Here is a 19,145-nt window from a genome sequence, read left to right as displayed (position 1 = left end):
CAGGAGACTACCTCATGACGGCAACCGAAACACAGCCTCTCTCAGGGGTCAGGGTCCTCGACTTCACGCAGGTGATGCTCGGCCCATGCTGCACGCAGGTGCTGGCCGACTATGGCGCCGATGTCATCAAGATCGAGCGACCGGGCGCCGGCGACCTGTCCCGCTCGTCGATCGCCAACGATCCTGACGGCCAGGACAATCCGGTATTCCGCAGCCTCAACCGCAACAAGCGCTCCGTCGCGCTCGACCTGCGCAAGGACGAGGCCAAGGAGGTGATCTACGATCTGGTCCGCAATGCCGACGTGGTGGTCAACAACTTCCGCGCTGGAGTGATGGAGCGGATGGGTTTCGGCTACGAGAAGCTGTCCCAGATCAACCCGCGGATCATCTGCGCCTTCGGCTCCGGCTTCGGACCTTCCGGCCCGCTGTCGCACAAGGGCGGCCAGGACATCCTTGCCCAAGCGCTCTCGGGCGTCATGGCACGCCGGGCCGACGAGGCGACGCCGATGACCATCTATCCAACCGCGCTGGCCGACTATTCCGCGGGCATGCACCTGGTCCAGGCGGTTCTGCTGGCGCTGCTGCAGCGGGAAAAGACCGGGCGAGGACAGTCGGTATCCGTCTCTCTGTTCGAATCCATGCTGGCCATGCAGATGCAGGAAGCCGCCATGTGGCTGCAGCGGAAGAAGGACCTGAACTGGGCGGCCTTCCCGCTGACCGGCGTGTTCGAGACGACCGACGGCGCCGTCGTGCTGGTCGGCGCCTTCAAGACCAATCCGCTGCGTGACATTTCGGCGGCACTCGGCCTTGCCGACCTCTCGCTGGAAGAGCGTTTTTCGACCTTCGACCGGCAGATGGAAAACAAGGCGGAGCTGCATGTGATGTTCCGCGAGCGTTTCGCATCCGCCAGCACGGAGCACTGGCTTGGCAAGCTGGAAGAGCAGGATCTGCTCTGCGCCCCGGTGCTGACCCTGCCTCAGGCGCTCGACCACGGCCAGACGCAAGCCAACGGCAGCGTCATCGACGTCGCGGGACGCACGTCGATGCAGCTTCTCGGTTCGCCGCTGACCATGGACAACAGCGCGTTCCGAGTCCGCCATGCGCCGCCCGGCCTCGGCGCCGACGGGGCTGCCGTTCTCGCCGAAGCCGGCTACTCGCCGGACCGGATCGACACACTTATCGCCTCCGGCATTCTTTCGGGCGAGCGCCGTGGTGAAGCCGCATGAGTGTCGCATTTGCCGTCGAGAACCACGTTGCCCGCATCACCATCGATCGTCCGGACCGCATGAACGCGGTCGACCTTGCCACCGAGACCGAGCTGATCGGCATCTGGGAAGCAATCGAAAAGGACCGCGACGTTCGCGTCGTCGTGCTGACCGGCGCCGGCGACCGCGCCTTCTGCACGGGTGCCGACATGAAGGGCGGTGACTCAGGCCTTTCCGGCCTGGAATACTGGGCGGCGTCCCGGCCTGGCGGCTTCGGCGGCATTGCGTTGCGCGACACGCTCGACGTGCCGGTGATCGCCCGCGTCAACGGCCATGCGCTGGGCGGCGGGATGGAGATGGTGCTTGGCTGCGACATCGTCGTGGCATCCGAGAAGGCGACCTTTGGCCTGCCCGAGCCGCGCGTCGGCCGGCTGGCGCTCGACGGTGGCATTGCCCTGCTCACCCGGCGTATCCCGCACGTTCACGCCATGGGCCTGCTGCTTTCCGGCCGGCGGATTCCGGCGGCGGAAGCGCACGCGCTTGGCCTCGTCAACGAGGTGGTTGCACCCGATGCGCTGGACGCGGCGGTGGAGCGCTGGGTGGAAAGCATCCTCGCCTGCGCGCCGCTTTCCGTTCGCGCTATCAAGGCGATGGTGCGCGCCGGCGAGGGCATGAGCCCGAGGGAGGCACAGATGCTGCGCCTGCCGCAACTGGTCGAGGCGCTGCAGTCGGAGGATCAGAACGAAGGGGTGAAGGCCTTTCAGGAGAAACGGACACCGAATTGGACGGGACGCTAGCACAATATGGTCTACGTCATCGCCTCAACCTGCATCGACGTGAAGGACGGCGCCTGCCAGGACGTCTGCCCGGTGGAATGCATCTATGAAGGCGGGCGGATGATGTATATCCAGCCTCAGGAATGCATCAGCTGCGGCCTGTGCCTGTCGGTCTGCCCGGTCGATGCAATCTGGTCCGAGGACGAGCTTCCGAAGCACGAACAGCGGTTCCGGGAGATCAACGAAGAGTTCTTCGGTCCGGACGTCACCGGCTGGGGCACACCCGGCGGGGCGTCGGCGGTCTATCGCACTGAGCAGGACCACGGCGAAATAACCGCGCACACCGAGAACATCTAATCACCGGACAGAACGACGGCATCGGCTTCGATCTCGACCTCATAATCGCCAATGAGGTTGCCGACTTCGACCAGCGTGTTGGCGGGCAATATTTCACCGAAGACCCGGCCATGCGCCCGCGATACCGGCTCCCACTTGGTGGCGTCGCGAACGTAGATGCGGGTGCGAATGACGTCGTCCATCTTGCCACCCAGCGATGCGATCGAGGCTGAAATCTTGTCGAGGATGTAGGTGGTCTGCGCACCGGCGTCGCCAGGTGCCACGCAGCGGTCTGCCCCGTGCGTCGCGGTGGTGCCGGAGACGCAGATGCTGTCACCCACCCTCACGGCGCGGCTATACCCGGCGATTGGCTCCCAGACGCTGCCCGACGATGCGCGCAAGCGGCCGAGCTTGCCCGGGGCAGGTTCAGCCTTGAACACGGAGGGTATTGCATCGAGGTGGTGGCTGAGATCGCCCGATGCGGTGAGATAGGGCGGCCGCCGGTATTCATCACCACAGTCGCCAGGGATCGGCAGGCTTTCGGCAAAGGCGGCCTCCAGCCGCGCTTTGTCCTCGGCGTCGAGTTGCAGGTCGAGCAGCTTGCGATTGTCGGCGCGATGCTCGCTCTCGGTGACCCGCGCGCCGATGATCGCGGCGCCAACCGCCGGATGGCCGAGAACCCAAGCTGTCGCGACATTCGATATCGAGACGGAATGCTTGCGGGCGATCTCGCCGGCCGCCGACAGGATCGCCTGGAACGCCGTCCAGCCCCCGGCCGCGTCGATGAAACGTTTGTATTTGGAGCGGCTCCAGTCGGCTATCGATGTGGGTGCCGGCTTGCCTAGCCATTTGTCGGAAAGAAAGCCGCCGCAAAGCGTGCCATAGGCCAGCAACTTCACACCCGATCTGGCGCACACTTCGGAAAGCGGTCCAGCGGCTCGCCGGTCGAGCAGCGAAAACGATATCTGGTTGCTGGCAAGGGGAATGCCGTCAGCAAGCGCCAGCGCGAGATGCGCGGCGTCGAAATTGGTGACGCCCAGCGCACCGATCAGCCCCTCCTCGCGCAGCCGGTTCATCTCGTGCAAAGCGTCGAGCCAGGCCGGGTGATCGAACGTCCACCAGTGGAATTGGAGGAGGTCGACTTTCTCGACGCCGAGCCGGTCAAGTCGCTCCTGGACGCCGCGGCGCACCACGTCGACGGTCATCGGGCCGGGTTCCGGGCACCATTTGGTGAAGGCCAGCGGTCGCCGGCCATCACGCGGGTAACGCGTCAGCAGGCGGCCGGTGATCAGCTCCGCGCTGCCGTAGTGATCGGCCATGTCGAAGGTGTCGAAGCCGGCGTCGACATAGGCTTGAAGTGCATCGGCCGCGCGCTCGGAGTCGAGCGGCGTGTCGCCTCGTTCGAGATCGGCAACCTGCCAAAGGCCGCAGATCAGACGGCTCGCGTTCAAGCCTTCCGCCAGTTGGAAGCGATCAGGGTTTTTCGGCATGCAACGGCTCGTTTACGGGAGGATCGGGAGGCTGGTCGTTGCCTGTGGCAGGTCCGACGCGGTGGAACATCCGAACCTCACCCAGAATGCCGCGCGGGCGCAAAAGCAGGATGGCGCAAAGTGCTGCCCCAATCATGACGATCTGCAGCGACGCGGCGCGGGCCTGCTGTTCTGTTGGAAAGACCGTGGAGACCGCGCTGGCCGAAACGGCCCAGATGCCCCATACGACGACTGCGCCCAATATGGCTCCGCGGTTGTTGCCGGACCCGCCGACGATCAACATCGCCCAGACTTGGAATGTCAGCGTCGGCATGTAGTTGTCCGGGGCGATGAAGCCGATGAAATGCGCCTGCGTCGCACCGGCGAGCCCCATGATGGCACCACCTATCGCAAAGGCCTGGAGCCGCAAGCGGACGGCATTCTTGCCGAGCGCAAGGGCCGCCGTCTCGTCCTCGCGGATGGCGCGGAGCACTCTGCCCCACGGGCTGCGCGCCAGACGCTCCAGTGCGAGATAGAGCAAGATGACGATTGCGGCGAGCACCGCCAGATTGAGGGCGCTGAAAAGCGAAGGGTTTCCGGCAACACTCGCGAACGGCCGTGGAATGAAGCTGATGCCGAACGGACCGCCGGTCACCGGCTCCAGATTGAGCACGCACAGTTGCACCGCGACGGCAACGCCGAAGGTCGCGATAGCCAGATAGTCGGCGCGCAGCCTGATCGTCAGCGCCCCGACCAGGAAGGTCGCGAAACCCGTCGCCAGCGCGCCGCCCAGCCAGCCGATGGCGATCGGCATGTCGAAGCCACCGAAGCGGCCAGGGGCATCGGGCGTGGTGAGAAGTGCCGAGACATAGGCGCCGATCGCAACGAAGCCGGCGATACCCACGTTGAAGAGGCCAGTCTGTCCCCACTGGACGTTGAGGCCGAGGCAGATGATGGCGTAGGTCAGCGCCATCGTGAGGAAGAATGCGCCATAGGCCATCAGGTCGAGGATCATTCGGGCCTCCCGAACAGGCCCTGGGGCCTCAAGAGCAGGATCATCACGAGAATAACGAAGGCAATCGCCGAGCGCCATTCCGCGCCGATCAGTTGCACGGCCAGTGCCTCGGCGAGGCCAACGATCAGTCCGGCAAGCATGGCGCCGGGCACGCTGCCGATGCCTCCGAGGATCGCGGCGGCAAACAGCGGCAGCAACAGGTCGAGGCCCATCTGCGGGCGTATCTGCACCAGCAATCCGGCCATCACGCCGGCGATGCAGGCAAGCCCCGCGCCTAGCATCCACACCATGCGGATCACCTTGCGCACATCGATGCCGACGACGCCGGAAAGCTGCTGGTTTTCGCTGACGGCGCGCATCGAGCGGCCGATTGCAGTGCGCGTGAGCAGAATATGGACGGACGCCACCAGCACCGCCGCGACGCCGAGGGTCAGCAACTGGTCCGGCGTTGCACGCAAGCCACCACCGAGCGGAAACGCGATCTGCAGCGCTTTCGTGTAATAGGCCGGCTGCGAGGTGAAGATGAATTCGAGAAGGTTGCGCAAGGTAAGCGCGGCGCCAAAACTCGCCATCACCAGAATGATCACCGCGCTTCGTCGCTCGCGCAGCGGGCCGAAAAGCACGGCATCGACAAGCAGCGCCAAGCCTGCGGTTAGCGCGGCGGCGATCACAGCTGCCATCGGCAGCGACCAGCCAAACGAAAACGGCCCGATAGGAGTGAGCAGGGAGCCCGAGAGATAGCCGAGCGCTCCGCTCACGACGAGAGCCAGATAGGCGCCCCAGGCGACAAACTCGCCATGCGCGAAATTGGCAAAGCGCAGGATGGAATAGGTGAGGGTGACGCCAATCGCGCCAAGCCCAATCATCGAGCCAGTGATGAGGCCGTCCATCAGCGCTTGCGGGTTCATGACGACACCGGATTTTTGGTGTGGCGCACGCCGAGATAGAGCTCGGCGACGATGGGATCGTCGGCGAGCTGCGACGCCACGCCCTCATGCGCGACCAGGCCTTCGACGAGAATAACCGCCCGGTCTGCGATGGCGAGTGCGGCCTTGACGTTCTGCTCGACGAGCACGGTTGTCACGCCGGCATCGTTGATGGCGGCAATGCGGTCGAAAACCTCCGATACGATTTTCGGTGACAGGCCGGCCGATGGTTCGTCGAGGATCAGGACAGACGGCTCGACCACCAGCGCTCGCGCCACGGCCAGCATCTGGCGCTGGCCGCCCGAGAGCTGGCCGGCGCGATGCGAGGGTCGCGAACCAAGATCGGGAAACATCGCGTAAAGTGCCCCAATTCTGTCGTTTCGCCTCTCCTTCGGCAGGACGTTGGCGGCGATCTGAAGATTTTCATGGATGGTGAGCGTGGCGAAGATATTCTCGGTCTGCGGCACGAATGCCAACCCATGCCGGATCTTCTCGTGGCTCGGCATGGCGGTGATATCGGCGCCGCCAAGCAGAACCGTTCCCGAATGGACGGGAACCAGCCCGGCGATCGTCTTGACGAGGGTCGACTTGCCGGCGCCGTTGGGACCGAGCAACACGACGAAATCGCCGGTTTGCACCGAAAAATCGACGCCGCGCACGATCGGCAGATCGCGTTCGTAGCCGGCAACGAGCGCTTGCGTGGACAACACCGGAGAGTTCGATCCGGCCGCAGTCACGCTACGCCTCCCAGATAGGCGCTGACGACAGCGGGATGGCGGGAAACCTCGGCGGGCGTTCCTTCGGTCAGCAGCTTGCCGGCGGCCATGACGACCACCCGGCCGCAAAGCCGCGCCACCATCTCCATGTTGTGCTCGATCAGCAGGATAGTCTTGCCCTGTCCATTCAGCGTGCGGACGCGGTCGATGATGAATTCTAGCAAGGTCGGGTTGACCCCGGCCGCGGGCTCGTCGAGCAGGACGACCTCGGGATCTGCCATCAGGATCCGTGCCAGTTCGAGAAGCTTGCGCTGGCCGCCAGACAACACCCGCGCAGGTTCATTCTGCAGCTTTGCCAGAAGCACGAAATCGAGCAGCGCGCGCGCCTTTTCGAGCGCCGCACGTTCCTCGGCAGCAACCCGGCCGGTGCCGACAAAATTCATCCAGAAACGTTCGCCCGACTGGTTCTGCGCGCCGGTCAGCACATTTTCTAGGACCGTCATCTCTGGGAAGGGACGAGGAATCTGGAACGTCCGACCGACGCCACGCCCGATGCGCTTTTCCGGCCCTTCATCCGATATTTCAATGTCAGCAATCCTGATCTCGCCAGAGGTAGGCTTCAGGGCGCCGGCGATCAGGTTGAACAGCGTCGTCTTGCCGGCACCGTTCGGTCCGATCAGTCCGACCATCTCGCCGCGGCGCAGTGCCATTGACATGCCGTCGACGGCGCGCAGACCGCCAAAATGCTTCACTAGGCCGCTTACCTGGATCAGGGGCGCACTGCCGTTGACTAAATCGTTGGTCGCGAAGCCAGCCTGCATTGGAAACCGACAAGATCATTTGTGATCATTGATGTTTGATCAAACTACATTGACACTTCCGCGCATGGCAAGTAGAAAAACAGGGTCGGCTGCGATCGAAGGACTGCACGTTGAACGCCAACAATCTCCAATCGGCCGACCAGCGCGGCTCCAGCGCCGCCGCGTCGAACGAAGGCATGCCAGGCCGACGCAGTGCCTTGGCACCTGTCGGGCGCGAAACCCTGCATGAACGTGTTTATGCCGAATTGCGGCGCTCGCTGATCCACGGCGTGTTCGAAGCAGGCCAGGTTCTGCGGATCGTTGAACTCGCGGAAACCCTGCAGACCAGCACGATGCCGGTGCGCGAGGCGCTTGCGCGGCTCGTCTCGGAGCAGGCGCTCGAAGCGCTGCCCAACCGTTCCGTGCGCGTCCCGCTGGTCACCCGCGAGCGGCTGGACGACCTGGCGCTGGCGCGGCCGCTGATCGAGGAGCAGCTGGTGGCGCTGGCGCTGCCCAACCTCAACAAGGACGATTTCAAGGAATTGCGACGGCTGACGCTTGCCTGCGAAGCGGCGTTCAAGAGCGAGGATCCCGACAAGGCGCGCACGACCTCGGAGCTCAACCACGCTTTCCATTTCTACATCTACCAGGCAGCGCGGTCGGCGGTGCTCATCCCGATCGTCGAGAGCCTGTGGCTGCAGTCAGGCCCCTATGTCAGGGCCGCGGCCCATATCCATGACGAGAACCGCGGCATACCGGCCGTGCATCATCACTGGGCGCTGATCGAGGCGCTCGAACGTGGCGACAAGGACGGCGCCAAGCGCGCACTCACCGACGACATCACCCGTTCCTTCGATCTCGTCCGCAACCGCCTTGCCGCCGCCGGCAACAGCGACGGGCAGGAGTAGACCATGGCTGACGGCAAGGACGAGACCTTCGAACTTTACGATCTGCGGGTCGAAGTAACCGCGCCCGAGGGCGGGCCTATCTATTGCGGCGCCAAACCCGGCGACCATTTCGAACTGCGCGGCGAGATGCTCTTCCTGCCCGAAGGCCAGGGTTTTTCCATCTACTCGCTGGCTTCGGTGCTGCCGCTGCTGGCGGCAAAGCAGCGTCCCACCCACGAGAACGACTGGATGACGACGGATGCGGAAGTCGCCTGTCCCGATCCCAATTGTTCGACGCGGTTGCGCATCACCCGCACCGGCCTGCGCCGTTTCAATCATTCCGATACCACCGCCGTTCTCCTTCCCGGTGCTTGAGAAAAGACATGGAGAATTTTCGACTGACGCCGGACTATGAAATATCGCGAGTCATTCGCGGCGGCTGGCAGATGGCCGGCGGTCACGGTGAAATTCGCTCCGACGAAGCCATGGCCGACATGACGGCGTTCGCCGACGCCGGCATAACTACGTTTGACTGCGCCGATATCTACACCGGCGTCGAAGAGTTGATCGGCCGCTTTCGCGTGCATTACCGCAACCTGCGCGGCCAGGAAGCGCTTGAACGCATCCACGTCCACACCAAGTTCGTGCCCGACCTCGATATCCTGCCGCACATCAGGAAGCAGAATGTCGAAAGCGTCATCGACCAGTCGCTGCGGCGGCTGAAGACGGATCGGTTGGACCTCGTCCAGTTCCACTGGTGGGATTATGATCAGCCGCTATGGTTCGATACGGCGCATTGGCTGGAAGAGCTTCGCCGCGCCGGCAAGATCCGCAACATCGGCGGCACCAATTTCGACACCGAACACATGACCGCCATTATCGACGGCGGCGTGCCGCTTGTTTCGATGCAGGTGCAATACTCCCTGCTCGACACCCGGCCGCAAACAACGATGGTTCCGGCGATTGCCGCGCGCGGCGTTTCGCTGCTCTGTTACGGAAGCGTCGCTGGCGGCTTCCTCAGCGACCGCTGGCTGGGCGTCGCCGAGCCCAGGGAGCCGTTGGAAAACCGTTCTCTCACCAAATACAAGCTCATCATCGATGATTTCGGCGGCTGGGACCTGTTCCAGTCGCTGCTCGGGACCTTGAGGGAAATCGCGAACCGTCACGAGACTGATATTGCGACGGTCGCAAGCGCTGCCGTGCTGCGGCGCGCGGGGGTTGCGGCCGTCATCGTCGGTGCGCGCAATCGAGCGCACCTGCCGTCAAATCTCGCAATATCAGATATCCCGCTGACACCGGAGGACATGGCCCGGATCGATGCAGTGCTTACTTCGGCGACGCCGCTTTCGCGCGACGTCTATGCCCTCGAGCGCGACCGCACCGGCCGTCACGGCTCGATCATGAAATACAATCTCAACAAGGGAGCTGCCTGAAACGGCTTCGACGCAATCCGCATGAACGACCGGCCGGCAGGGAACCGGCCAAAACAACAAGAAAGGGGAATGGAAATGAAAACGACTTTGCTTCTGACCACCGCACTTACGGCTTTGGCGCTCGGCGCCATCGGACCGGCCAAAGCTGCGGATTGCGACATCACCATCGGCATGGTGATGGAACTGACCGGCCCGGCCGGCGCCTACGGACAGGCCGGCGCGAAGGCCGTGGATATGGCGTTCCGCGATTTCAACGAAGCCGGCGGCGTCGGCGGCTGCAAGCTTGTCACCGACACGCGCGACAGCCAGAGCCAAGGCACCGTCGCGGTCGACCAGGCGACACAGCTCGTCAACATCAAGAAGGTGCCGGTCATCATTGGCGGCATCATATCCTCGGTGTCGATCCCCATCCTCACCTCGGTCACCGCGCCGGCGGGTGTCGTCCAGGTCTCGCCGGCCTCGTCCTCGCCGACGCTGACCGAACTCGGCCGCGACGGCAAGACCAACGGAGTCTTCTTCCGCACCATCACCTCCGACGCGCTGCAGGGAACCGCGGCTGCAAAGTTCGCACTCGACCAGGGCCTGAAGAAGATCGCCATCGTCCATGTCAACAACGACTTCGGCGTCAACATGGTGCGTGAATTCAAGGCAGCTTATGAAAAGCTGGGCGGCGTCATCACGTCGGTCACGCCCTACAATGAAAAGCAGGCCAGCTATTCGGCGGAGGCGACGTCTGCGATGGCAGGTGAACCCGAGGCGCTTTATCTTGTCAGCTATCCCGTCGACGGGGCAACGATTGCGCGCGCCTGGATTTCCAATGGTGGTCCGCAGAAGTTCCTGCTCAACGACGGCATGAACTCGTCCGATTTCGTGGCGGCGGTCGGCGCCCAATATCTGGAAAACGCTTTCGGCACGTCTTCGGGCACCAGCCAGACGGCTTCAACGGAATATTTCAACGCGAATTTCGAAAGCTTCTCCAGCGGCATCAAGCCGGACGCTCCAGCCGCTGACCGCTCCTACGACGCCGGTGCGATCGTAGCCCTTGCCGTTGCCAAGGCTGGCAAGGGCGACGCGGCGGCAATCAAGGCGGCTATTCCGCAAGTCGTTGCCGAAGGAGGCGAGCCGATCCATGCCGGCAAGGAAGAGTTCGCCAAGGGGTTGGCACTTATCAAGGAAGGCAAGCCGGTCAAGTATGAGGGCGTCATCGGTCCTGTCAGCTTCGACGAGTATGGCGACATCACCGGCCCGTTCCGGCTGTGGCGGATCCAATCCGGAGAGGTGAAGACGATCGGCGAAATGAGCGCGGATGATGTTACGAAGTTAAAGGCGGAACTTGAAAAGTAGCGCCATAGGCATGGCATATCTCGTGTCAGTTCGCAGGCAGCGCTCAGCCGCGACGAACTTGCGCTGCGATGCACAATCTTTGGGCTTGCGGCTAGCACTGCACAAAAATAGTCTGCTTAAAACTAGCTGCTCGCGCATGTCGAGCCGCCACAATCGTCCAACCAGAAACTACCAGAGGCGAACATGAACAAACTGACGCTTGCCCTTGCCGGGGCATCCTTGCTGGCCGCGGCGACAGCCGCGACCCCTTCCCTTGCCCAGGAAAAGACGCTGACCATCTCCTGGTGGGGTTTCAACGGCGACAAGCTCGATCAGTTCGTCGTCAAGCCTTTCGAGGAAAAATGCAGCTGCAAGCTGGTATTCGAAACCGGCAACAATGCCGACCGTCTCAATAAAATCAAGATCCGCAACGGCGAAGGTGTCGACGTCGCCTATTTCACCGACGCCTATTCCCAGATTGGCATCGAGGAAGGCCTGTTCCAGGCGGTCGATCGCTCCAAGCTGCCCAATCTCGAAGGCATCTATGAACTGGGACGCGCACCGCAGGGTGAATTCGGGCCGGCCTACACGATCGGTCGTGTCGGCATCATCTACGATTCGGCCAAGGTCAACCCGCCGATCGCCTCATGGGCCGATCTGTGGCGCGAGGACCTGAAGGGCCAGCTTTCACTGCCGGGTATCACCACGACCGCCGGACCGATGGTTGTCATGGTGGCCGGCGACAAGGCCGGCAAAGATGCGTTCGAAGATGCCGAGCCGGCCTTCGCGGAGATCGCCAAGCTCAAGGACAGCGTGGTGAAGAATTACAACACCGGCTCGGAACTGGTGAATCTGTTCTCGACCGGAGAAATCACCACCTCGATCGCACAGGATTTTACCCTCGCGCAGATTCAGGCAGCCGTGCCGACTGCCGCCTGGGCCGACCTGAAGGACGGCGCCATCGCCACCCTCAACACGGTGAATATCCCCAAGGGCGCCGCCAATGTCGAACTGGCGCACGAGTTCATCAATTTCATCCTCGACCCGAAACTGCAGCAGACGCTGGCCGAGAACGGCGTCGACGCGCCGATCGCCACGGCGGTCAAGCTCACGCCGGAACAGGCGAAGCAATGGACCTACGGCGCCGATATGGTTGCCGGGCTGAAGCGGGTCGACTATTCGAAGATGAACGCCGCCAAGAGCGACTGGCTCGACCGCTGGAACGAAATCTTCGGCATGTGATATCCAAAAGCCGCATGCTTCGTCCAGAAGCGCCGCTGCCCTGCCAGGGCAGCGGCTTCCAGCTAAAGGCCGTGACCTCGCAATGAGCGTCCGGAATTGCCAATGAAGAAACGTTACGCCGGATGGATTCTGGCCTCGCCGGCGACCATCGCGATCGGCCTCTTTCTCATCCTGCCAGTCGCGGCAACGATTGCCTCCACCTTCGGCGACGAAAAGGGCCTGCTTGCGCCCTATTACGCCTTTTTCAACAGCGGCTTCCGGCGCGGTGTCTTGTGGCGGACACTGGAAATCTCGCTGGCCACGACGGCCATCTCGCTGGTGGTCGGCTTTCTCACGGCCTATGTGGTGGCGAAGTCGCCGGGCCGCCTCAAGAGCATCCTGATCATCGCAGCCGTGTTTCCGCTTTTGACCGGTGTCGTGGTGCGATCCTTCGCGTTCCTCATCCTGCTCGGCAAGAACGGTATCCTCAACAATTTCCTCGTCGGCGTCGGGATAACCGACCAGCCGTTCTCTATGCTCTACACCCAGGGCGCCGTGATCGCCGCGATGGTCTATCTCTTCGTGCCGCTGATGATCCTGACGCTGGTCGGGGTCCTGGAGAACATCCCCGAGGACGTCGTCCAGGCATCCGCTTCCCTGGGCGCCTCGCCCGCGGCAACCTTCCGTCAAGTGATCTTTCCGCTTGCCGTGCCGGGTCTGATCGTTGGTGCCGTGCTTGTCTTCACCGGCTCCTTCACTTCTTACGCGACGCCGCAACTGGTCGGCGGCGAGCGGCAGATGGTGATGGGCACATTGATGTATCAGCGCGCCATGGTGTCGTTCGACTGGGTCGGCGCCTCGACGATTGCCGCCATCATGGTGGTCATCACCATCAGCGTGGTGCTGGCGATGAGCCGCATCGCCAGGCGCCTGAACCCGATGGCGACCTGACCATGACAACCCGCACCCATCCCCTGCTCATCCTGTTCACCGTGCTGGTCTACATCTTCCTGGCCGGGCCGCTGATCATCGTCTTCGGCGCCTCGGTCAGCGATACGACGTATCTGACCTTTCCCCCGCAAGGGCTTTCCCTGCGCTGGTTTGAAAACATATTTGAGATCAGCGCCTTCCGACGGACCATTGTCACTAGCCTCGAACTTGCCTTCCTGGCGACCGGCCTTGCGCTGCTGATCGGCATTCCCGCAGCCTATGCGCTGAACCGCTACCGCATCCAACTCCCCACCTGGCTGTCGACCGTGTTCGTGCTGCCTATCCTCGTGCCGGAAATCGTCTTCGGCTTCTCGCTGCTGAAGTCGGTTGCCGTCGGCGCTTCCGCCCCGATCTTCCTTGCCTTGCTGATTGGCCACACACTGATCGTCCTGCCCTATTGCGTGCGGGTGATCTCGGCGAGCCTCGCCTCGTTCGACTTTTCCGTCGAGGAAGCGGCGATCAGCCTCGGCAGCCCGCCAGTCAAAACCTTCTTCACCATTGTCCTGCCGAATGTGCGCTCCGGCGTCATCGCCGCCTTCATCCTGGCCTTCATCACCTCGATCAACGATGTCTCGACGTCGCTGTTCCTCACCGGTCCTGGCGTATCGACGCTGCCGATCCAGATCCTCGCCCATGTCGAGCAGTTCTTCGATCCCACCATCGCTTCCGTCTCCGTGCTTCTGATGCTGCTGACCATCATGGTGATGGCGATCGTGGAGCGCACCCTCGGCCTCACCTTCCTCGCCAAATAGAACAAGAACAATGACGCTTCCCCTGACCATCGAAAACCTGACCGCCCATTACGGAACCACCAGGGTTCTGGAAGACCTGTCGCTGTCAGTCGGCGCCGGCGAACTGGTCTCGCTGCTCGGCGCGAGCGGTTGCGGCAAGACGACGACGCTGAGGCTGGTCGCCGGTTTCCTGGAGCCGACCGCCGGCACGATAAGGCTCGGCGGCAAGGACCTGACTAAACTGCCAGCCTACAAGCGCGACATCGGGCTGGTCTTCCAGAACTATGCGCTGTTTCCGCATCTTTCGGTGCTCGACAACGTGGCGTTCGGCCTGAAACAGCGCGGCGTGGCGGCAGCCGAGCGCGAGAAGCGCGCAAGGCAGATGCTGGATCGGGTCGGCCTGGCGCAGCTTGCCGAAAGGCTACCCGGCGCGCTGTCCGGCGGCCAGAAGCAGCGTGTCGCGCTGGCGCGTGCGCTGGTGATCGAGCCGCCACTTTTGATGTTCGACGAGCCGCTTTCAAACCTCGACGCCAAGCTCCGGGTCGATATGCGGGTCGAAATCCGGCAGTTGCAGCGCGCCAACGGCACCACCTCGGTCTACGTCACCCACGACCAGGAGGAAGCCTTTTCCATTTCCGACCGCGTCGCCATCATGAATGCCGGCCGCATCATGCAGTTCGACACGCCGGAAGTGCTCTACCAGCGGCCGGCCAATGCCTTCGTCGCCCGTTTCGTCGGATTCGAAAACCTGATCCCGATGCGCGTCTCCAGGCGCACCGGTGCCGAAGTGACGGCCGAAGCGCCGGGCGGCGTCGCGCTGCAGTTCAGCCAGGACAAATTCGGCCCGATCCCTGACGATTTCGTGCTGGCAACGCGGCCGGACGGCCTCGCCGTGACCTCCGATCCGAACGTCGAGGGCTTGCCGGCGACACTCGGGCTCAGGACCTATCTCGGCCGCGCTTACCAGTATCAATGCGAGACGGAAGCCGGCGCTCTGATCGCCAACGGACAGTTGTCGCCGCCGCTCGACATCGGCGCCGGCGCCAAACTCGTTCCGGTGCCCGACCAGTGCTGCGTGCTGAAGCCGGAGCATCCATGATGCTTGTGCTGATCAAGAATGCCCTGATCCTGCCGATCGACGACGCAATGAGCGTCATCGACAACGGCTACGTCCACATCGACGGTGACACGATCGTCGCGGCGGGGGCCGGAGCGGCGCCCGAAATCCCCAACGCCGAAATTATCGATGCCGATGGCGATCTGGTCATGCCCGGCATGGTCAACCCGCATTGCCACATGGCGATGACGCTGTTCCGCGGCCTGGGCGAAGACGTCGACGACCGGCTCTACCGTTACGTCCTGCCCATGGAGCGCAAGTTCGTCACGCCGGAAATGGTGCGCGTCGGGACCGAGCTTGCCGCGCTGGAACTGATCGAGGCCGGCGTCACCACCGTCGCCGACATGTATTATTTCGAAACCGAGGTGGGCCGGGTGGTCGACAGGGCCGGTTTCCGCGGCGTCGTCGGCCAGACAATCGCCGACTTCAACCCGCCCGACCACAAGACGATCGACGAAGGTTTTGCGCTGGCCGAGCAACTGGTGGCGGAATTCGCCGGCCACGACCGCGTCATCCCTTCGATCGCCCCGCACGCCCCCTACTCCACCGACATCGCGGTGATGAACCGCGTCGCCCGCTGGGCCGAAGATCATCCCGACGTGCCGGTGCAGATCCATCTGGCCGAGATGGATTCGGAAATGGAGTGGTGCGCCAAAAACCATGGCATGCGGCCAGTCGAGGTTGTCGACAAGGCCGGACTGCTGCGCAAGGGGCTGATCTGCGCCCACTGCCTGCATGTCAACGAGAGCGATATCGCGAAGATGGCGCACGCTCAGGTTTGCGTTGCCCACAATGCCCGCTCCAACGCCAAGGCCGGACGCGGCATCGCTCCGGTTGAAGCGATGCGCAAGGCCGGCATCCCTGTCGGCATCGCCACCGACGGGCCGATGAGCGGCAACACGCTCGACCTGTTTTCGCAGTTCGCGCCGGTGACCATGTTCCAGAAGCTTCTCGGTCACAGCCGCAAGCCGATGCCGGCGGTGGACGTCATCCGCATGGCGACCATCGAAGGGGCGCGCGTGCTCGGCCTCGACCGCAAGCTCGGCTCGCTGGAGCCAGGCAAGAAGGCCGACTTGATCCGCATCGATCTTTCGGCGCCGCGCATGCAGCCGGTCTACGACATCTACGCCTCGCTGATGTTCTCGGCGATGCCCGTGGACGTGCGCGACGTCATGGTGGCCGGCAAGTGGCTGATGCGTGGCCGCGAGGTGCTGAGCCTCGAACGCAGGAAGGTGATGCGCGACGCACTTCAGATCGCCGGCCAGTTCAAGGCCGAAATGGCCCGCATCGACGCGGCTGGATAACGAATCTCACCACACCACCGGGTGGCTTTGCCCGGTCTGCACATTGACAAAGCCCTGCGGGATCGCCTCGGTCGGTGCGACCAGGACCCAGCGCCATGGCGCGCAGGTCAGCGTCGCGAATTGCAGTCGTTCGGGGAAACCGGGGAACCAGCGCGGCGAGAAGGTCGGCTCGTAGAGCCAGTCGACTTTGGCCGCCTCGGCATAAAGCCTCTGCATGTCGGCATCGTATTGCTCGGCCGAACGGCACGTCATCAGGCCGCCGACCTCATAGACCACTTCCGCCGCAATCTCGCCGCCGCGCACCAGCACCCAGCCGCCCTGGTTGTCGCGGATGCTGTTGACGACCTTCGCCATCGCCGCATCCGATGAGCCGACGACCCAGATGTTGTGCTTGTCGTGTGCTACCGTGCAGCCGACCGCGGTGTCCGGCGTCGCCGGGCCGCATCCCAGCCAGAACATCTTCGCCACCTTCCCTTCGCCGGAAAAACGGTCGACCACGGCGAATTTGGTGATGTTGCGGGCGGCATCCCGCTGCACTGCGCCATCCTCCACCGGCAGTTCCGTCTCGATGAACGAGTCGTCCCAATGGAACGGCCGCAGAAGCGCGGCCTTCATTGTGGAGCGGCCGGGTGCGGCGTTGATCGCGAAATCGTCAGCGGTCAGATCGCGGGCTATGTTGACCGTCTTCGTCGCCCAGTCCGGCCAGTCGATCTTCGGCAGCGCGCCTAGATATTTCTTGCCCAAAGAGACGCAGCTTCCGTCGGCCCATACTTCGGCGATCGACAGCGTTGTCACGTCGTCGAGCAGCACGATGTCGGCATAACGTCCCGGCGCCAGGCTGCCGACATAAGGCGTCAGCCGCATGTGGCGGGCCGGGTTGATGGTCACGCACTGGAGGGCGATTTCGGGCGCAAGTCCGCTCTCGACCGCAAGCCGCACATTGTAATCGGTGGCGCCGAGCTTCAGCGTGTCGCTAGCGCCGCGATCATCGGTGGCGAAGGCGATTTGCGACCAGTCGGCAAGGCCGCGTTCCATCAGCCCGCGAATGATCTCGGGCATCGTGTGCGGCCGGATCTCGATGAAGATGCCGCGGCTGAGCTTGTGCCACGCCTCTTCCGGCGTCCATGCCTCGTGGTCCGCGGCAAGCCCTGCGGCGGCGAAACCGTTGATCGAGGGAAGGTCGCGCAGGCCCGCGCCATGGCCTTCGACCACGCCGCGCTTTTCGATGGTGGCACGGATCATGCCCCAGAGCCGCCCGTGCGACGGGTTCTCAGGGTTCCACACCGCCGGCCAGTCCATGACCTCGTCAAGACCGGGGACCATGGCGCTGGTGTCGAGAAAGTTCGCCTGTTCCTCATAGCCGTAGTAGCCGCCGCCCCATTCATAGGCGGTCGGCGGCACAGCCGATCCCGGCAGCGGAAAGATCTTCAGCGGCGAGCCGTGGCGGCGCGCGGTCAGCCAGAATTCGAGATTGCGAGGGCCGTTGACGTTGGAGAATTCGTGGCTCGCCTCGCAGGTCCAGGTGTTGCCGTGCGGCAGCACCAAAGCCGCCTCGTGTTCCGGCGTCAGATGCGAGCTTTCGATGTGCTTGTGCACCTCACCGAAACCTGGGACTGCCGACAGATGCGAGAGGTCGACGCGTTCGCCCGCCTCACCCGGAAACTGTCCTGCCGGGCCGATCCAGGCTATCCGCCGCCCACGAATCGCGATCTCCCAATCGTCGTGCCAGGTGCGGGTGTGGACATCGAGCAGACGCCTTACCTTGACCAGTCGGTCTGCTGCGCGTTTTCCAAGCGCCACGAGGACGAGATCTTGGCGGATTGCCACCTCGTCGCTCGCATGGATGAGAAGGTCGTCGGGCAGTCGCTGAGATTCGGTCAAGTCGTTCCATCCGTTTTAGGGTTGCCCGTTCTCACCCGAAAATGGCAAGCGAGGCCAGAGCCGAATTGACGCGCCATCAGGAATCCGCCGACATGCCCCACCAGCCATCCCGCATCACCGTCATCGACACCGATCCAGGCATCGACGACGCGGTAGCGATCCTCCTTGCGCTCAACTCGCCGGAATTCGACATTCGCGGCATCACCACGGTGGCCGGCAACATCGGCATTGCCACCACGACTCGCAACGCCGGCCGCATACTCGTGCTCGCCGGCCGCAGCGACATCCCCGTTATAGCGGGCGCCAACGCGCCGTTGTCGCGCAAGGGTTTCGACACCGCCGATATTCATGGCAACGATGGGCTGGGCGGCGTTTCCTTTCCGGAGCCAATCGCCCAGCCCGCCGGGCACGACGCGGTGGCCTGGCTGGCGCAACTGCTCGACGAAGAGGCTGCCGGCACCGTCGACATTCTGGCGCTTGGGCCGCTCACCAACGTCGCCCGCCTGCTCACCGAGCATCCCACCTCCGCCAGCCGAATCGGCCGGTTGATCGCCATGGGCGGCGCGATACGCGAACCTGGCAACATCGGGCTGAAGGCAGAATTCAACATCGCCGCCGACCCGGAGGCAGCGGAAATCGTCTTCGCGTCTGGCCAGCCGGTCACGCTGATCCCGCTCGACGTGACGCGCAAGGTGCGGGCAGACCGTGCCTATCTCTCGGCGTTGCGAGCGGCCGCCAAGCCTGCAGCGACCATATCAGCCGAACTGATCGACGCCTATTTTCAGTCGACGACGGGCGGCGAAAGCCGGCCTCTGCACGATCCATGCGTGATGCTTTATGCGCTTCAGCCCGACCTTTTCGGCTGCGAGCGATTCGGCCTCGGCGTCGACACCGGCAACAGCGGCGATGCCGGCGCGTTGCTCTTCGACACGAATGCCGGTGAGATCTCCGTCGCCATGACCGTCAATTCGCCTGCCGCGCTCGACCTACTCCGCAAACGCCTGATCGCCTGAAA

Annotated in this window: 19 protein-coding genes; 13 read left to right on the top strand and 6 right to left on the bottom strand. The window is 63.5% G+C overall.

Annotation, left to right across the window (positions count from 1 at the left end; all coding sequences use genetic code 11):
• Positions 1-14: 14 nt before the first annotated feature.
• The 3 genes from OHD58_RS25625 to fdxA are packed head-to-tail and all read left to right on the top strand — an operon-like array spanning position 15 to position 2,338.
• Positions 15-1,226, top strand: a complete 1,212-nt coding sequence (locus tag OHD58_RS25625; protein WP_263806516.1) for a CaiB/BaiF CoA transferase family protein — start codon at positions 15-17, stop codon at positions 1,224-1,226.
• The gene (locus OHD58_RS25620; RefSeq protein ID WP_263806515.1) at positions 1,223-2,002 is read left to right on the top strand and encodes an enoyl-CoA hydratase-related protein; all 780 of its coding nucleotides are present in this window, start codon (positions 1,223-1,225) and stop codon (positions 2,000-2,002) included. Before OHD58_RS25625 ends, OHD58_RS25620 begins: the two co-directional genes overlap by 4 nt.
• A 6-nt stretch (positions 2,003-2,008) precedes the next feature.
• On the top strand, positions 2,009-2,338 hold the full coding sequence (gene fdxA / locus OHD58_RS25615; RefSeq protein ID WP_263806514.1) for a ferredoxin: 330 nt from the start codon (positions 2,009-2,011) through the stop codon (positions 2,336-2,338).
• On the opposite strand, the gene OHD58_RS25610 is transcribed toward fdxA, so the two are convergent.
• The 5 genes from OHD58_RS25610 to OHD58_RS25590 are packed head-to-tail and all read right to left on the bottom strand — an operon-like array spanning position 2,335 to position 7,264.
• Positions 2,335-3,807 carry an aldo/keto reductase gene (locus OHD58_RS25610; protein ID WP_263806513.1) on the bottom strand — a complete coding sequence of 491 codons (1,473 nt, stop codon included), beginning with the start codon at positions 3,805-3,807 and terminating at the stop codon, positions 2,335-2,337. The two genes, fdxA and OHD58_RS25610, sit on opposite strands and share 4 nt — an antisense overlap.
• A complete protein-coding gene (locus OHD58_RS25605) occupies positions 3,791-4,801 on the bottom strand; it encodes a branched-chain amino acid ABC transporter permease (protein WP_263806512.1) in 1,011 nt (336 codons plus the stop codon). The genes OHD58_RS25610 and OHD58_RS25605 overlap by 17 nt, the downstream gene beginning before the upstream one ends.
• Positions 4,798-5,709 carry a branched-chain amino acid ABC transporter permease gene (locus tag OHD58_RS25600; RefSeq protein WP_263806511.1) on the bottom strand — a complete coding sequence of 304 codons (912 nt, stop codon included), beginning with the start codon at positions 5,707-5,709 and terminating at the stop codon, positions 4,798-4,800. The genes OHD58_RS25605 and OHD58_RS25600 overlap by 4 nt, the downstream gene beginning before the upstream one ends.
• A complete protein-coding gene (locus OHD58_RS25595; RefSeq protein WP_263806510.1) occupies positions 5,706-6,464 on the bottom strand; it encodes an ABC transporter ATP-binding protein in 759 nt (252 codons plus the stop codon). Before OHD58_RS25595 ends, OHD58_RS25600 begins: the two co-directional genes overlap by 4 nt.
• Complete coding sequence (locus OHD58_RS25590; protein ID WP_263806509.1) at positions 6,461-7,264, bottom strand: ABC transporter ATP-binding protein; 804 nt, start codon at positions 7,262-7,264, stop codon at positions 6,461-6,463. The genes OHD58_RS25595 and OHD58_RS25590 overlap by 4 nt, the downstream gene beginning before the upstream one ends.
• A gap of 176 nt (positions 7,265-7,440) precedes the next feature.
• Here OHD58_RS25590 and OHD58_RS25585 point away from each other — a divergent pair, with 176 nt between their 5' ends.
• From OHD58_RS25585 to OHD58_RS25545, 9 genes are all read left to right on the top strand, one after another.
• The gene (locus tag OHD58_RS25585; RefSeq protein ID WP_263806539.1) at positions 7,441-8,151 is read left to right on the top strand and encodes a GntR family transcriptional regulator; all 711 of its coding nucleotides are present in this window, start codon (positions 7,441-7,443) and stop codon (positions 8,149-8,151) included.
• Between the two features lie 3 nt (positions 8,152-8,154).
• Positions 8,155-8,505, top strand: coding sequence for a TIGR04076 family protein (locus tag OHD58_RS25580; RefSeq protein ID WP_263806508.1), 351 nt, complete (start codon positions 8,155-8,157; stop codon positions 8,503-8,505).
• 8 nt (positions 8,506-8,513) lie between these two features.
• A complete protein-coding gene (locus tag OHD58_RS25575) occupies positions 8,514-9,563 on the top strand; it encodes an aldo/keto reductase (protein ID WP_263806507.1) in 1,050 nt (349 codons plus the stop codon).
• A 75-nt stretch (positions 9,564-9,638) separates the two neighbouring features.
• Positions 9,639-10,907, top strand: a complete 1,269-nt coding sequence (locus OHD58_RS25570; protein WP_263806506.1) for an ABC transporter substrate-binding protein — start codon at positions 9,639-9,641, stop codon at positions 10,905-10,907.
• A gap of 183 nt (positions 10,908-11,090) precedes the next feature.
• Positions 11,091-12,128: an ABC transporter substrate-binding protein gene (locus tag OHD58_RS25565; protein ID WP_263806505.1), complete on the top strand. Its 1,038-nt coding sequence runs from the start codon at positions 11,091-11,093 to the stop codon at positions 12,126-12,128.
• Positions 12,129-12,230: 102 nt separating this feature from the next.
• A complete protein-coding gene (locus OHD58_RS25560) occupies positions 12,231-13,058 on the top strand; it encodes an ABC transporter permease (protein ID WP_263806503.1) in 828 nt (275 codons plus the stop codon).
• 2 nt (positions 13,059-13,060) lie between these two features.
• Positions 13,061-13,849: an ABC transporter permease gene (locus OHD58_RS25555; RefSeq protein ID WP_263806501.1), complete on the top strand. Its 789-nt coding sequence runs from the start codon at positions 13,061-13,063 to the stop codon at positions 13,847-13,849.
• 10 nt (positions 13,850-13,859) lie between these two features.
• Positions 13,860-14,927, top strand: coding sequence for an ABC transporter ATP-binding protein (locus OHD58_RS25550; RefSeq protein ID WP_263806500.1), 1,068 nt, complete (start codon positions 13,860-13,862; stop codon positions 14,925-14,927).
• Positions 14,927-16,249 (top strand): amidohydrolase, encoded by a 1,323-nt coding sequence (locus OHD58_RS25545; protein ID WP_263806499.1) that lies wholly within the window; start codon positions 14,927-14,929, stop codon positions 16,247-16,249. The genes OHD58_RS25550 and OHD58_RS25545 overlap by 1 nt, the downstream gene beginning before the upstream one ends.
• Before the next feature lie 6 nt (positions 16,250-16,255).
• Here the strand turns inward: OHD58_RS25545 and OHD58_RS25540 are convergent, their stop codons facing one another.
• A complete protein-coding gene (locus tag OHD58_RS25540; protein WP_263806498.1) occupies positions 16,256-18,130 on the bottom strand; it encodes an adenine deaminase in 1,875 nt (624 codons plus the stop codon).
• 92 nt (positions 18,131-18,222) lie between these two features.
• Between OHD58_RS25540 and OHD58_RS25535 the strand changes: the two genes are divergently transcribed.
• Entirely contained in the window at positions 18,223-19,143 is a 921-nt protein-coding gene (locus OHD58_RS25535) for a nucleoside hydrolase (RefSeq protein ID WP_263806497.1), read from the top strand.
• Positions 19,144-19,145 lie beyond the last annotated feature (2 nt).

Origin of the sequence: Mesorhizobium sp. ZC-5 (assembly GCF_025753855.1) — a bacterium.
In the GTDB taxonomy this organism is placed as follows: domain Bacteria; phylum Pseudomonadota; class Alphaproteobacteria; order Rhizobiales; family Rhizobiaceae; genus Neomesorhizobium.
The sequence above is the reverse complement of the archived record's forward strand: the minus strand, read 5'-3'. Positions and strand labels throughout refer to the sequence as shown.